Consider the following 14,019-nt stretch of genomic DNA (forward strand, 5'->3'; position numbering starts at 1 on the left):
AGCAAGAGCAGACGTATTTAATTACATCGAACGATTCCACAACCCGAGAAGGCGGCGTAAAGTGGCCGCTCAAGATCGAAAATTTACAGCCGTTTTAAAACCGTCCGTAGAAACGGGGTAGAACCCCCCCAAGCCCCAAGCCCCAAGCCCCAAGCCCCAAGCCCCAAGCCCCAAGCTGAAGATCTGAAGAGTTTAAGAGTTTAAGAGTTTAAGAGTTTAAGAGCCGCGTATCGGTCAGGGAGCGCGTGAACCTCAGGAGCCTAAGCACTTGTTCTGTGGGCGTATCGCTTGAGAGTGACGAAATAGAGGGGCACCGCATACAGCAACGCCAGCAAAGCAAGGTGGGCCATGGGCCAGGCAGCGCCGGGCAGCCCACTGCCGAGCTGGTTCAAGCGCACAAACCCCTCGACCGCGGCAGTGCTGGGCAGCAGGCCGGACAGCCACTGCAGCGGTAGGGGGATATCCTCAAGAGGCCAGGAAAAACCGCTGAGAAAAACGATGGGCAGGGAAGAAAAAAGCAGAAATGGAATGACGTCTTCACTGCTGGCAAACACTTCGGCGACCAGAAGCCCGAAAATTGCGATGGTAAGGAAAAATAACCCCATAAACAGCAGCAGCTGGGTGAAATGCCCAAGGGATGGCAGGTGATAATCCGGAAAAATCAACCAGCGGATAATCAGAAACTGCAGCAGGTACAGCACCACCCACGGGCTGGCGCGGCCAAGCGTCCATGCGGCGCGGCCAAAAAATCCCCGAGGGAGGCTGCAGGCAATTTTCCGGCGCGCATCACACAGGAGCCCAAGGCCAATCAGCATGGTCTGCTGCAGGATAATCATGGCCACAGCGGGCACCACGAAACTGGCATACCCCCCGGCGGGGTCGTAGAGTTCTTTTTTGGCCAGTGAAAATGGTATCTGGGAAATGCGGGCGGAGTGTGTGCCGCCGGAAATTTCCGCAGCGAGCCCGACGCCAATCTCTTGACCGGTCGAGAGGATTGCCGAAGAAGCCGAGCCGGTTAGCTGGCTATAGGCGAGTAAATACCCCGCATTGGCAAACAGCCCCACAGCCGGGGACTGGCCGCGGGTGACTTCCCGCTGGAACCCTTCGTCGATCTCGATATATCCGAGCACTTCTCCACGTTTTAAGGCGGCTATGGCCGCATATCGATTGCCTGAACCATCGATAATCGCCAGCTCCTCGGTGGCATCGATCCGCGCAAGCAGCATTCGCGACAGCGGACTGTCGTCCCGGTCCAGGGCGTAAACCGGCATATCGCGGTAGATCTGCTGGGAGTAGGGGGCGGGATAGATCCAGCAGTAGAAAACAGCCGCACCGGCGAGTATGAGCACCGTGGAGGGAACTCTCATTAACGCCTGTATTTCAAACCGTGCCCCTGCGAAGAAGGCGCTCATGGGCTGCCCTTGCGCTGTCGTGTGAGAAACCAGGCGTAGGTCGCGCAGACCAGACACAGGGCGAATATGGCCATTACAGCCAGCTGCAGCAGCTGTGGTTGCGCATAGACGACTTCCACCTGCTCGGTGACCAGCTTCGTCTGCAGGTGCAGGAACGAGGTCACCGGCAGTGATTCGCCGTACAGGCGCGGCCACAGGGGCATGGCGCCCTGAGGAAAGGTGACGCCGGAAAATGCCAGCGCCGGCCCCGCGAGAGCACTGATGCAGGAGTAGGCGATATGCGAGGGCAGGAGAAACGCGAAGAAAGCGCCGAGGCAGACGTAGGCGATAACCATTACCGCCCAACCGGCCACCAGCCAGCCGGGCGCTGACACCGGCGGGAGATCGAGCCAGGCGAAGCAGGAAAACAACAGCACGCTCCCCCAGACTGCCCACCAGGAGGTGAGCGCCAGCAACTTGCCGAAGAGACCGCGCCAGCGGCTTTCCCCAAACCATTCCCTCGACTCACCGGCAATGGTTCTGGCTCCATGCACAAACGCAAAGCAGTGCAGGCAGGCAGCGATCAGCGCAATTCCCAGGTAGGCGGCATAATCCAGTCCGGGATTAAATAACGGGTGCGCCTCAATTCGAATGGGTTGCGCCATGGCGGCGGCCAGCGGCAGGGGCATGCCGGTCTGTACGCGCAGGTTTACCGAAGTTTCGCCGGCCGCCTGCAGGACGACGGCGGTGATCGGGCTGCTGATAGCCCCAGCGGCCGCAAGCGCCTGCGCATTCAGCAGCAGGCCGATTTTCGGTTGTTGGCCGCGGATAATGTCGCGCTGGAAATGGCGCGGAAACTCGACCACCGCATAAATCTCCCCGCGCACCATGGATTCACGGGTCGCAGCGGTCGTCGTCACATATTGCGCAATCCGCACCGCCGGCGCCGCCTCGATCTGGGCGCTAAGCCGCCGCGAGAGCGCGCTCTGATCGAGATCGACCACCGCGATGGGCAGTGCGCTGACTGTGCGCTGCTGAAAAATCCCCAGAACCAGGGCGCAGGCCAGCAGTGGCAGCCACAGCATGAGCGTTCGCAGGCCGGGGTCGGTGCGCCAGCGCTGCAGCTCATGGCGCAGCGAGTCAGCCAGCCGGGTCATCGCCCCTGCCGAGATCGCTCATGGGCACCAGAACACTCATTCCTGCGCGCAGCCCGGAAACCGGCTGAACAGGACGCGCCCGCACCTCGAAGGAACGCAGGTCATAACTTCCCAGCGCCCGGGTGGATTGCCAGGTCCCGTAGTCACCGAGTACGGCGATACGAAAAACCTGCAGTTGCACCGATTCACCGGCCTGGCCCAGTGCCGGTATTTTTGCTGTCAGCCGCTGGCCGACTTGCAGTCCCTGCAGTAAATCCTCGCGCAGGTTGAAACTGATCCAGGGCCTATCCACGCGCGCGAGGATCGCAATGGGGACGCCGGGCGCAATAATTTCCCCTTCATGGAAGTTAATCGAGGTGATCTCGCCATCCGCAAGGGCAATGACGCGGCTTTCCGTCAGCGCCGCCTGCACCAGTTGCCGCGCACCTTCGGCTGCTCTGGTGACGGAGGCTGCGGCTGTCTTGTTCTGGGGGCGGGCGCCGGCCAGCACCAGATCATATTCGGAGCGCGCCGCATGGTAGATCGACGCGGTTGACTCTTCTGCGGCCAGCGCCTCATCCAGCCGCTGGCGTGGCACCACCCCCTCAGAAAAAAGTCGCTGCATACGCTGCGCCGTCACCCGCGCCAGCCGGGCCTGAGCCTCGGCGGCCTGCATATTCGCCTTGGCTGCGCGGCGCTGTTCAATGCGGGCACCGTCATCGACGACGGCCTGTTCCGCGCCGGCGCCAACCACGCCTGCGTCCGCCTGTGTCATCCGTGCCTCTGCCTCGGGGTCACTGATTTCAGCGAGCAGCTGGCCCTTCTGCACCCGCTGCCCCTCTTCAACATACAGGCGGGCAATCCTGCCGGGGTATTTGGTGGCAATGTTGAGTTCGCGCATCTCGACACGCCCTTCAAGGTAGCTTTCCCCGCTGCAAGCGGCCACAAGCCCCAGACCTACCATGATTAGTGCGCGCAGGCCGGCAAGAGCGCCGTGGGGAATGCCACAGGCGTGTTTACTTTCCATTGGCGCGGCCCCCGGCGTGTGACAGAAAATGCTCCACCTGATCGCGATGACCACAGGCAAGCATGAGGGCGGTCCACGCCAGCACATTGTCGAACTGCGCGGCCAGCTGCTGCAGCCGGGTGGCGGCGACTGCGCTCTGGGCATCAAGTACATCAATAGAGCGCCCCATGCCCGCGGCAAACGCGAGGCGCTGCATGCGCAGCGTCTCTTGCGCCAATGACTCGGTGCGCATGGTGACCGCAAGGCGGCGCCGGGCATCTTCCAGAGCGAGATAGCGGCTCTCAACCTGTAAATGCAGGCGTTCGATCGCATCGCGCTGCAGGGATTGCGCTTCCCGCAGGTGCTCGCGGGCCATCGAAACGCCAGCGCGCGTGGCGCCGCCATCAAACAGGTTCATCGTCAGGTTCAGCGATATGGTCCACTGCGGAAGTAATTCCGGCAGCAGGTCGCTCTCCAGTTCATACCCGCCCAGCAGGGTGACATCGGGCCAATAGGCGGAGCGCGCTGCGCGGATTGCCTGATCCGCCTGGGCGGTGATGGCAGTGAGCTGCTGAATGACCGGGTTTGACTGCCGCGCAACCTCCTGCAGTGTTTGCAGCTCTTGTGGCTCGGGTATCGCCAGGGCTGGCCCTGCGCTGGTGCTCCAGCCTTGAATATTTAAGCCAATCAGGTTGGCAAGGCCCGCTCGGGATATCTGCAGTGCGTGTCGTCGCTCCTGCTCTGCCACCTGCGCCTGTGCCAGAGCGACTTCCACCTGCATGCGCTCCACACTGGCAATTTGTCCCTCGCGCTCCAAGGCCTCGGCATTGGCGAGATGGTCCGTGAGACTGCTGACAACTTCGGTCTGAACAGCCAAGGCTCGCTCATTGACCGCGACCCCGTAATAGCGTGTCACCAGGTCGAGCAACAGCGTGTCACTGGTGGTGTCTGCAGCCGCAACCGCACCGGTAATGCCGGCCGCTGTGGCTTTCTTCGCCGCATCGATACGCCCGCCGGTGAATACCGGCCAGGCGAGGGTTGCCATGACCACGCCGAATGAATCTCCCTGCAAAATTGGGTTGGGAATACTTGGCAGTGCCGGGTCGAGGGATTCAATCAGCCGATTGAGTGGGGCGAGGTCCACCTCAATGGGATCAGACAGCCGGGCGTAAGTGCCTTCAATACCGAGCCTTGGCAGGGCAAGCGCTCTGGCGGCCTGATTTTCGGCTTCGGCACTGGCGATGCGGGCGCGGCTTGCCATCAGCAGCGGATGTGAATGCAGACGGCGCAGAGCTTCGGCAAAGGTCAGGGAATAGCTATTCGACACCGGCGCTGCGCTGGTCAAAGCAGCGGTGCACAGGCTAGCCACCATCGTAATCACCGCGAGGATTCCAAAGGCGAGGTTGGCGACAGGATGTTTCTGCACGTTCAGTGGTCAGGCAGCATTGTCAGTGGATTTGGGTGAAGTATTTGGGCCTGGATCAACTATTTTTATGTGACTGTGTATGCGGAATACCGACTGCGCATTACACGGGCAGCATGAGCGCTACATGGGAACTACATGGGAACTACATGGGCACTACATGGGCACTAAGAGAGTAGCAGACTGGGGCCGCGGGGCAGCGGGGCAGCGGGGCAGCGGGGCAGCGGGGCAAGCAGGGAGTAGGGGCTAGGGAGTAGGGGCTAGGGGGTAGGGGCTAGGGGGTAGGGAAGCGGTATCTTTCATAACGTCAGCGACGAACCAGGCGAAACTGGTTCGCCGCGCAATTTTAGGGAATTCTCACAGGTCTTTTTTAACCTTGTGCCACTCATCCTTCAGCTTGTCCCAGAAGGAGGCGCCGGGGTCTTCTTCACAGGCTGTTGTCAGCATCGGAGTCACCGTTTCTGTGGCATCCACGTCGAACATACTGTCCAGAGGCTTTCCATCTTTTGAATAAGCGGTTGCCCAAAAGACGGCATTGGGCTGGTACTGCTCATCCAGTGCCAGAAAATCTGCGCAGGTCCAAGTCTCAGGGCTTTTGTGATTGTCGGCATAGAGATTCAGTGATGCCGAGAGGCTGATAATGGCGGCAGGGAGAATGAAATACTTGCTATTCACTGCATAGTCTCCTGACTTTCAGTTCGGATGGGAGGAACCCCGCTAGGGGAGAGCAATGGCTGACTTTGATCGACCGCACTGGCACTGAATGACACCATCGCTCAGTGAAAGCATAGCCCGCCAAATGGCAGTCGACGAAGCTCGCAGTAATCCGCCTAATGAGTCTTTCAAGGAGTCCCGCTGCGTCCCGTTAAATGGCATGGAAAAGAGCCGTTCACACGCTCAATGGCTGCTTTTTAGATGCAGTGGAGTGGAAACGAAATGGGCTTATTTAACGGCAAAATTTTAAAGGGAAGTTTTGATATTGTGATTTGAAATATCAGAACCGGGGTGTCGGATTCAGCGGCTTGCCTGCGCCATCGGGAGCGTTTAAGGCGCGATTAGCCGGTGCTTTCGGTACTGTCGGTACTGTAGCTGGTATTGAAGGCAACGTAGGCAAGGCCCTTCAAAAGCTCATCAACTATTTTCCTCATCCAGCAGTTCACTATCGAGGCCCAGAGCCTCCTGGTTGCTGGAGGGACGAATGCTGATGAATTTGTTGATGACAAATAGTATCAGCCAGGTAATGAGTGCGGTGTAAATGGCGACGATGATCACCGCCAGCAACTGAACGCCAAATTGATGAACGCCGGCGGAGACTTTATCAACCCCAGAGCGGGCAAAGATACCAATAAGCAATGCGCCGGTAATACCGCCAACGCCGTGCGCCCTGAACACCTCCAAGGCATCATCTACCTTCAGAAGTCTCTGTATGCCTCTGGCAAAGTAACAGGCTGTGGCGCCAACCACACCGAAAATAGGGGCAGACCAGGGTTCAACATAGCCCGCAGCCGGTGTGATGGTGGCGAGCCCTGCCACGGAACCGACAAGAATGCCGGTAAATGAGGGCTTGCTGTCATCCCGCCATTGCCAAAACAGCCACGTCAACAGCGCGGCAGAGGCGGCCAGCGTGGTATTGGCAAAGGCATAGGCCGCAAGATCATCCGCCGCATAGGCGCCACCGGAGTTGAACCCAAACCAGCCAAACCAGAGAAGCCCGGAGCCAATGGCGATCAAAGGGATATTGGAAGCCTGTTGTGGCTTTTCATCCTCAGCGCGGGCGCCGATGAAGTACGCGGTCGTCAACGCCGATATCCCGGCGGTCAGGTGGATGACAATGCCACCGGCGAAGTCCACAACGCCGAGCTTTTGCAGGAATCCGCCGCCCCAGACCCAGTGCGCAATGGGCGCGTAAATCAGTAAGGTCCAAAAAATTACATACAGGATGTAAGGCGTCATTTTAAAACGGCTGACAAATGAACCGGTTATCAGGCCGGGGGCGATGATGGCGAACATCATCTGGTAGGCAAAGAACAGTATGAAAGGAACCGTGGGGCCGTAATTCGGATTGGGTGCGGAGCCAACATCGCTGAGCGCGAAGTAGGTGAGCGGGTTGCCAATGATGCCTGCCAGATCCGCGCCAAAAACCAGACTAAAACCCACATAAAGCCAGATCATTGCCACCAGGCCCATGCACACGAATGTCTGCATCATGATGGAAAGCACGTCCCTTCGGCGCACCATGCCTCCGTAAAAGAAAGCGAGCGCCGGAGTCATCAGCAGTACCAGCGCGGTGCAAACCATGACGAATCCGGTATCACCGGAATTGAACATCTTGTCCATGTGGCATTCCGTGTTCCATGTTGGGGAAGAGGCTGCAAGTGGGGTTTAGGCCTCAAAACAGCATAGTTGCTCGGCGAGAACTGATCAGGGGGTTGCAGAAACAGGAATCTGATCTCCAAGTGCTGTCAGGAGTGCTGACAGGGGTGTGCAAGTGAGAATGTAAAACCCCTTGGTTGAAAGTTGCGTATTGGGCAGGGGGTGAAATCAGGCAAGAGATAGTTCTACATCTTTAATCTATTGCCGTCGTTACCTGAAACCCTGGCGAGTGTTTTTGCCTTGTCTTTTTGATCTTGGTGTCCTTCAAGGCGAGGGGAGATCATTTGTCCCGCTAAGTTCCACCGTTATCGCCTCAAGTCAAGACTGCACTTTTATCTCTAACTCATTAGAATGCGCCGCTTTTTCATGTTCCAGTATTCCAGTGAAACGTGAATCGCCAGTTTTGTTCTGATCCCCGAGAGGTTTTTGAGGTTACATGATTGTTTTTACCCTTATAAATAATGAAACGGATGATGTCTGGGTTGGTACGGCCCGTGACGGGGTGTCGCCCGAGGCCCGATTCAAGCAGTTGCAGGATGCGCTGGAGCTGGGTATTGATCATCCCTTTTATAAGGATCTGCGAGCATTTGGGGCCGAGGCCTTTTCGGTTGATATCTATGCGGTGGCGGATGACCGCTCGGAACTGGCACTGCTTGTGGAGGAGGCCCTTGAAACCCACAACGGCAACAGTCTAGTCGGGATAAAAACCGTGGCTTCCAGCACTGCGCTGGGGCAGCTTACCGGCAAGTCCCAGTCCTCGCGGCGCGCTGGTGCTGCCAAGACAACTTCTGCAGCGGGCGCCTCCGGTACCGCCAAGAAGGTAAGCAAGGAAAAGCTCTCCGCAGGGCGGACTGGCAGTGCGGCCAAAGAGCGCAAGATTAAAGAGGCCATCGAGGCCGAAAAGGCGGCAATCGCCGCGGCAAAGGCAAAGCGGGTGGCAGAGGAAGCGGCGGAGATGAAAGCCATTATGGCGGCGCTGGATGCCCGGGGTTCCACCCTCAGCAGACGTTAAGGCCGACCTAGGCGATGTTAATAGGGCGTGCTGACTGCGTTTGGCTATGGATGGCCTAGCGGGTGCGGGTGTCTGACTGTTATCCAGCTGCTGCCTGCCGTGCGTCCGCCATCGCCATATACTCCCGCTCTGCGTTTTATTCTGTGATCTTTTTGCTGTGACGTTTCTGCTGTGACGTTTGTGCGGTGACGTTCAGGCAGGCTTGCCGCGTTTTGTTTGAGTACGGAAAAATTTGGCCAAAAAAAAGCCCCGCAACGCGGGGCTTTTTTCTTTAATTCAGGGGCTGCTTAAACAGCGACGTCCTGAATCTCGGTTGCGGCGATACGCTTGCCGTCCTCGGCAGATTTCTGGAATTCCTCAATCTGGTCGAAGTTCAGGTAGCGGTAGATTTCCGCTGACATGGCGTCCAGGTTCTTGGCGAACTCCTGATATTCCGCCGGGGTCGGCAGTTTGCCCAGGATGGCACCCACGGAGGCCAGTTCCGCAGAGGTCAGGTACACGTTGGCACCATCGCCCAGACGGTTGGGGAAGTTGCGGGTGGAGGTGGACAGTACGGTGCTGTTCGGGGCTACACGTGCCTGGTTACCCATACACAGGGAGCATCCCGGCATCTCGGTGCGGGCACCGGCAGAGCCGTAGATGTTGTAGTAACCCTCTTCCATCAGCTGGTGCTCGTCCATCTTGGTGGGCGGAGAGATCCACATGCGGGTGGAAATGCCACCCTTGTGCTGCTGCAGCAGTTTACCGGCGGCGCGGAAGTGGCCGATGTTGGTCATGCAGGAGCCGATGAATACCTCGTCTACCTTGTCGCCAGCGACGGAAGAGAGCAGGCGGGCGTCGTCCGGATCGTTCGGCGCACACACGATGGGCTCTTTGACTTCCGCCAGGTCGATTTCGATAACAGCGGCGTATTCGGCGTCGGCGTCGGCGCTCATCAGTTCCGGGTTGGCCAGCCACTCTTCCATGGCGCGCGCGCGGCGCTCCAGGGTGCGCTTGGAGCCGTAACCTTCGGCGATCATCCAGCGCAGCAGGGTGATATTGGAGCGCAGGTATTCGGCGATGGCTTCTTCCGGCAGCTTGATGGTACAGCCGGCAGCGGAACGCTCGGCAGACGCGTCGGACAGTTCGAAGGCCTGTTCAACGGTCAGGTGGTCGAGGCCTTCGATTTCGAGGATGCGGCCGGAGAAGATGTTCTTCTTGCCTTTTTTCTCGACGGTCAGCAGGCCCTGCTGGATGGCGTAGTAGGGAATGGCATGCACCAGGTCACGCAGGGTGATGCCCGGCTGCAGTTCGCCCTTGAAGCGCACCAGTACCGATTCCGGCATGTCCAGCGGCATTACGCCGGTGGCTGCGGCAAACGCCACCAGACCGGAGCCGGCCGGGAAGGAGATGCCCATCGGGAAGCGGGTGTGGGAGTCACCACCGGTGCCGACGGTATCCGGCAGCAGCATGCGGTTCAGCCAGCTGTGGATGATGCCGTCACCGGGGCGCAGGGAAACGCCGCCGCGGTTCATGATGAAGTCCGGCAGGGTGTGCTGGGTGTCGATGTCCACGGGCTTCGGGTAGGCGGCGGTGTGACAGAAGGACTGCATCACCAGGTCGGCCTGGAAGCCGAGGCAGGCGAGGTCTTTCAGCTCGTCACGGGTCATCGGGCCGGTGGTGTCCTGGGAACCTACGGTGGTCATTTTCGGTTCGCAGTAGGTGCCCGGGCGTACGCCTTCCATGCCGCAGGCCTTGCCGACCATCTTCTGGGCCAGGGTGTAGCCTTTGCCGGTGTCGTTGGGCTGCTCGGGCTTGCGGAACAGGTCGGTGGGCTCCAGGCCCAGTGACTCGCGGGCCTTATTGGTGAGGCCGCGGCCGACGATCAGGTTGATGCGGCCACCAGCCTGGACTTCGTCCAGCAGCACCTGTGAGCGCAGTTCGAATTCAGACAGCACTTTGCCGTCTTCAGACAGAATCTTGCCGTCATAGGGGCGAATCTCGATGATGTCGCCCATGTTCAGCTCGTCTACCGGCGCTTCGAATACGAGGGCGCCAGCGTCTTCCATGGTGTTGTAGAAGATCGGCGCCACTTTACCGCCGATACAGATACCGCCACCTTTCTTGTTCGGTACGCCGGGCATGTCTTCACCGAAGTACCAAAGCACGGAGTTGGTGGCGGATTTGCGTGAAGAACCTGTGCCCACTACGTCGCCGACGAAGGCGACCGGCAAGCCCTTGGCTTTGACTTCTTCGATCTGCTTCAGAGGACCGGTTACACCGTGCTCCTCAGGCTCCAGACCGTCGCGCTTCATTTTATACATGGCCAGCGCGTGCAGGGGGATGTCCGGACGGGACCAGGCGTCGGGTGCCGGGGAGAGGTCGTCGGTGTTGGTTTCGCCGGTCACCTTGAATACGGCAACCTTGATGCTTTCCGGCACCTTGGCGCGCTTGGTGAACCATTCGCCTTCGGCCCAGGATTCGATAACGGCCTTGGCGTGCTCGTTGCCGGCCTTGGCTTTTTCTTCCACGTCGTGGAAGGCGTCGAACATCAGCAGGGTGCTTTTCAGCTGTTCGGCGGCCAGTGCGGCCAGCTTGCTGTCGTCCAGCAGCTCAACCAGAGTGGCGATGTTGTAACCGCCCAGCATCATGCCCAGCAGTTTGGTGGCGTGCTCGGCGTCGATCAGCGGGCTCTTGGCCTCGCCCTTGACGATGGCGGACAGGAAGCCGGCTTTGACGTAAGCGGCTTCGTCCACACCCGGCGGTACGCGGTGAGTCAGCAGCTCAACCAACTCCTGCTCTTCGCCGGCGGGAGGGTTCTTGAGGAGCTCTACGAGCCCGGCCACTTGTTCGGCATCTAAAGGCTTGGGCGGAATACCCTGTTCGGCGCGTTCGGCGACGTGTTTGCGATAGGCTTCAAGCACGGATAAATCCCTCTTAGTATGTGGGGTGAAACCAACAGCTGGCGAAATTCAAGCCGGTTGCTCCGGCCAAGCTTTTCCGTTTGTGGCCGCTGGAGGCGGGTGCCGAATTCTACATGAAAGGCTTGGCGCTGTTAAGGTTATTGAAAAATCAATAACTTACGCGAATTATGATTATTTGTTTGGTGAATGTTGTCTTGGGGTCGGCGCCGGTCTTCCTTTCGCCAAGCAAACAAAATAGTCTTGCGTCGCAATGCTTCCACCTCTGCTGGAGACTCCTCCGGCAGTCGCAATACTGGTTGTCTGATGTATAAAAAAGTCCGAACTCCCTGCATTGGTGTCTGCTCTACCGGTATCGGCGATAACGTGTGTCGCGGTTGCAAGCGGTTTGCCCATGAGGTGATTGACTGGAATGCCTACAGTGAGGACCAGCGTCGGGTGATTGCCGAGCGGCGCGAGGCCTATCTTGTTAACGCCGTGCGCAGCCAGCTGGAAATTGTCGATCGCGAGCGGCTGCTGGCGCAGTTGCGCCATCAGCAGATTCGCTTCGATGAGGATCAGAATCCCTACTGCTGGGTTTTCGAGTTGCTGCGGGCGGGTGCCAGCCAGATCGCCAATCCGCTGGATTACGGCCTGCTGCCTACCTTGCCGGCCCGTGATCTGACTCTGGTGGAGATTCGGCGGCGCATTGATGAGGATTTTTACGGGCTGTCTGTGGCCTATTACCAGCGCTATGTGGCGCCGGGCCTGCAACAAGCCTGACTGATTCTGTGCGATGCAGGCGCAATACCTCGCGAGGTGGGATCTAGTGCGTATGCCGCAGGTGCACCCTGAGCGCGGGCAGGAAAGGCTCCCGATCCAGTGACAGGTCCCGCCGCTGACGCCGTCGCCCCTCCGGCGGTTCATTGCCAACCCGTGAGTACTCCGGCAGTTGCCCACTGCCATCGTTGACGACCAGTACCGGCATGGCCGCATAGCCTACCTGGTGGTAGCGCTCCCCCTCATCGCCTCTAAAAATCTCAGCCACTTGCAGGTTGGGGCGGTTCTGTACCTGCACCTGTCGCAGGTTGTCCTGCTGGCTGCGGTTGAGACCGGCCAGCAGCTGGCGCTGGTACTGAATGCCCGCGTCCGCGCCCTGCGGGTCCATTTTTACCAGCTGGCGTTCGCACCAATCGGCGCTGACCTTGCGGATCGATTTGCGCGCCTTGATCCAGCTGAGGGTCAGGGCGTCGGGCCGCTCTGGGCACAGGAGAATTTGCCGATAGCACTGGCGCAGGTGCAGACGGGGATAGCCGGCGGCGGCAAACAGCTCGCGCAGTTGCCGGTCGCGTTCATTGGCGGAGTGCCTGCCCGTGGCTTCACGGAATGCTTTTACTCCATGGGCGAATGCCAGTTTGGCTCTGTTCAGGTGCTGGGCGAGGGCGACGGTTTCCATCGGCGCGCAGAGTAGGCCGGGAATCTGCAATGTGATGCGGGCGTCGCTGCCGGCATCCTCTGGGTAACTGAGCTGCGCAAACAGGGCGCCGGTCAGCGCAAACGGCTGCTCGAAAGTCTCTCCAATCTGCTCTGCGGCCTGGCGGGCGTAGGGCGGCTGCAGCAGGTAGGTCTCCAGTCGCCGCCGGCTTGCATGGGAGTCCCGCTCCAACTGGCGCAGGTTCTGCTGCAGTGCGGCCGCACTCTGGTGCATTTCGTTCAGCAATGGGGTGAGCGACTTTGCGGCCTCTGCCTTCTTTACTTTATCCGCCGCACCGAATGGAGTCTTGTCCTGCTCCGTCATCGCCTGTTTGACCTCAGTTCCCGGCCCTGTGGCCTGTTAGTTGCTGTTTTAGCCGAAGGCCCAGCTTTTCTCCTGCCCGGTCGCTAAGGTCCGGCTGGCTAAAATATACCACCTTGATAAGTCGTTATCATATTGCGGATTGCCGCAGGCGTCACCCTGATTTGTGGTTGGTTAGGGTGGAGGGTACTGGCTGCCAGTGGTTGGCCCTACCATGGCCGGATGAATCGCAACGAGTTTAAAGAAGGGCTGCTACGGGTGATGGAGCGCAAGGTGCACTGGTCCGAGGCGGCGTTTGCGGCAGGGCAGGTGCCCCGTGACCGCTTGCATATCCTGCTTGAGCAGGAGTATGCCTCTCATGTGCGGGATCTGGCTTTGCTGATCGGCAATGCCTATGTGCAATGCCCTGCAGAGAAAGCCCGCAAGCTTATCGCGCAAGAGCTTTACGAGCAGGAAACCGGTGGCCTCAGTGGCTCTGAAGGCAATGCCGAGCTGTTTATGAGACTGGTGAGTGGGCTGGGTCTGTCTACTGACCGATTGCGCCATGTCACTCTGCTGCCTGAAGCCGCCGTGTTCCATGAGCTGTTGCATGAGGCCTGCAGCCGTCATGGTTGGGAGGTGGCTGCCGCCGTGACCATGGTGTTCCTTGAGGGCAATGCCTATGCCCGCGCAGGGCTGGAGCCGGGTGTGGACGATGTGCCGCGGCTTCGCCCGGCTGATCACCCGCTGGTGCGTTTTTATGGTCTGCGGTTGCAATGTCTGGCGCAGGCTCGAGTTCATCATGGTCGTGACAGGGCGCAGCGCAAGGCCGCCTGGCATCTGATGCTGGATCTTGTCGGGGAAGGGGCGCGCTCGCAGGTGCTGCACTGGATGGGGCAGGTGCTGCACGCCTGGCTGCGTTATCGCGATGCGCTTGCAGAGAAGATCGGCTTGCAGTCTTTTAAAACTCTACCCATAGCTCGCGGCTGGGGGCACTCGGCTTGAGCCGCCAGCGCGGGTATAAT

The 14,019-nt window shown here is 59.3% G+C and carries 11 protein-coding genes and 1 pseudogene; 4 read left to right on the plus strand and 8 right to left on the minus strand.

Going from position 1 to position 14,019, the window contains the following annotated elements; all coding sequences use genetic code 11:
• Nucleotides 1-121: pseudogene (locus tag ABEA58_RS13155) on the plus strand (IS3 family transposase); the annotation flags it as partial.
• A 139-nt stretch (nt 122-260) separates the two neighbouring features.
• On the opposite strand, the gene ABEA58_RS13160 reads toward ABEA58_RS13155, so the two are convergent.
• The 6 genes from ABEA58_RS13160 to ABEA58_RS13185 all read right to left on the minus strand — a co-directional run bounded on the left by ABEA58_RS13160 (nt 261) and on the right by ABEA58_RS13185 (nt 7,293).
• Complete coding sequence (locus ABEA58_RS13160; protein WP_345552186.1) at nt 261-1,367, minus strand: ABC transporter permease; 1,107 nt, start codon at nt 1,365-1,367, stop codon at nt 261-263.
• A 41-nt stretch (nt 1,368-1,408) separates the two neighbouring features.
• Nucleotides 1,409-2,548: an ABC transporter permease gene (locus tag ABEA58_RS13165; RefSeq protein ID WP_345552188.1), complete on the minus strand. Its 1,140-nt coding sequence runs from the start codon at nt 2,546-2,548 to the stop codon at nt 1,409-1,411.
• Nucleotides 2,532-3,554 (minus strand): HlyD family secretion protein, encoded by a 1,023-nt coding sequence (locus ABEA58_RS13170; protein ID WP_345552189.1) that lies wholly within the window; start codon nt 3,552-3,554, stop codon nt 2,532-2,534. Before ABEA58_RS13170 ends, ABEA58_RS13165 begins: the two co-directional genes overlap by 17 nt.
• Nucleotides 3,544-4,959, minus strand: coding sequence for a TolC family protein (locus ABEA58_RS13175; RefSeq protein WP_345552190.1), 1,416 nt, complete (start codon nt 4,957-4,959; stop codon nt 3,544-3,546). Before ABEA58_RS13175 ends, ABEA58_RS13170 begins: the two co-directional genes overlap by 11 nt.
• 354 nt (nt 4,960-5,313) lie before the next feature.
• Nucleotides 5,314-5,631, minus strand: a complete 318-nt coding sequence (hdeA, locus tag ABEA58_RS13180; protein ID WP_345552191.1) for an acid-activated periplasmic chaperone HdeA — start codon at nt 5,629-5,631, stop codon at nt 5,314-5,316.
• Between the two features lie 456 nt (nt 5,632-6,087).
• The gene (locus ABEA58_RS13185) at nt 6,088-7,293 is read right to left on the minus strand and encodes an ammonium transporter (RefSeq protein ID WP_345552193.1); all 1,206 of its coding nucleotides are present in this window, start codon (nt 7,291-7,293) and stop codon (nt 6,088-6,090) included.
• Nucleotides 7,294-7,765: 472 nt separating this feature from the next.
• Between ABEA58_RS13185 and ABEA58_RS13190 the strand changes: the two genes are divergently transcribed.
• Nucleotides 7,766-8,341, plus strand: a complete 576-nt coding sequence (locus tag ABEA58_RS13190) for a GIY-YIG nuclease family protein (protein ID WP_345552194.1) — start codon at nt 7,766-7,768, stop codon at nt 8,339-8,341.
• A gap of 287 nt (nt 8,342-8,628) precedes the next feature.
• Here the strand turns inward: ABEA58_RS13190 and acnB are convergent, their stop codons facing one another.
• Nucleotides 8,629-11,244, minus strand: coding sequence for a bifunctional aconitate hydratase 2/2-methylisocitrate dehydratase (gene acnB, locus ABEA58_RS13195; RefSeq protein WP_345552196.1), 2,616 nt, complete (start codon nt 11,242-11,244; stop codon nt 8,629-8,631).
• A 303-nt stretch (nt 11,245-11,547) separates the two neighbouring features.
• On the opposite strand from acnB, the gene ABEA58_RS13200 reads away from it, so the two are divergent.
• A complete protein-coding gene (locus tag ABEA58_RS13200; RefSeq protein WP_345552198.1) occupies nt 11,548-12,003 on the plus strand; it encodes a DUF1289 domain-containing protein in 456 nt (151 codons plus the stop codon).
• 43 nt (nt 12,004-12,046) lie between these two features.
• Here the strand turns inward: ABEA58_RS13200 and ABEA58_RS13205 are convergent, their stop codons facing one another.
• On the minus strand, nt 12,047-13,018 hold the full coding sequence (locus tag ABEA58_RS13205) for a hypothetical protein (protein ID WP_345552199.1): 972 nt from the start codon (nt 13,016-13,018) through the stop codon (nt 12,047-12,049).
• Nucleotides 13,019-13,237: 219 nt separating this feature from the next.
• Between ABEA58_RS13205 and ABEA58_RS13210 the strand changes: the two genes are divergently transcribed.
• Nucleotides 13,238-13,999, plus strand: a complete 762-nt coding sequence (locus ABEA58_RS13210; protein WP_345552202.1) for a hypothetical protein — start codon at nt 13,238-13,240, stop codon at nt 13,997-13,999.
• Nucleotides 14,000-14,019: the final 20 nt, after the last annotated feature.

The sequence above is a fragment of the Microbulbifer aestuariivivens genome, from assembly GCF_039545115.1.
Classification (GTDB): domain Bacteria; phylum Pseudomonadota; class Gammaproteobacteria; order Pseudomonadales; family Cellvibrionaceae; genus Microbulbifer; species Microbulbifer aestuariivivens.

What these genes read in the sequence shown, in the direction of transcription:
- ABEA58_RS13165 (WP_345552188.1), bottom strand. Translation starts at nt 2,548, where the DNA reads ATGACCCGGCTGGCTGACTCGCTGCGCCATGAGCTGCAGCGCTGGCGC.
- ABEA58_RS13185 (WP_345552193.1), bottom strand. Translation starts at nt 7,293, where the DNA reads ATGGACAAGATGTTCAATTCCGGTGATACCGGATTCGTCATGGTTTGC.
- ABEA58_RS13205 (WP_345552199.1), bottom strand. Translation starts at nt 13,018, where the DNA reads ATGACGGAGCAGGACAAGACTCCATTCGGTGCGGCGGATAAAGTAAAG.
- ABEA58_RS13200 (WP_345552198.1), top strand. Translation starts at nt 11,548, where the DNA reads ATGTATAAAAAAGTCCGAACTCCCTGCATTGGTGTCTGCTCTACCGGT.
- ABEA58_RS13190 (WP_345552194.1), top strand. Translation starts at nt 7,766, where the DNA reads ATGATTGTTTTTACCCTTATAAATAATGAAACGGATGATGTCTGGGTT.
- ABEA58_RS13210 (WP_345552202.1), top strand. Translation starts at nt 13,238, where the DNA reads ATGAATCGCAACGAGTTTAAAGAAGGGCTGCTACGGGTGATGGAGCGC.
- ABEA58_RS13170 (WP_345552189.1), bottom strand. Translation starts at nt 3,554, where the DNA reads ATGGAAAGTAAACACGCCTGTGGCATTCCCCACGGCGCTCTTGCCGGC.
- ABEA58_RS13160 (WP_345552186.1), bottom strand. Translation starts at nt 1,367, where the DNA reads ATGAGAGTTCCCTCCACGGTGCTCATACTCGCCGGTGCGGCTGTTTTC.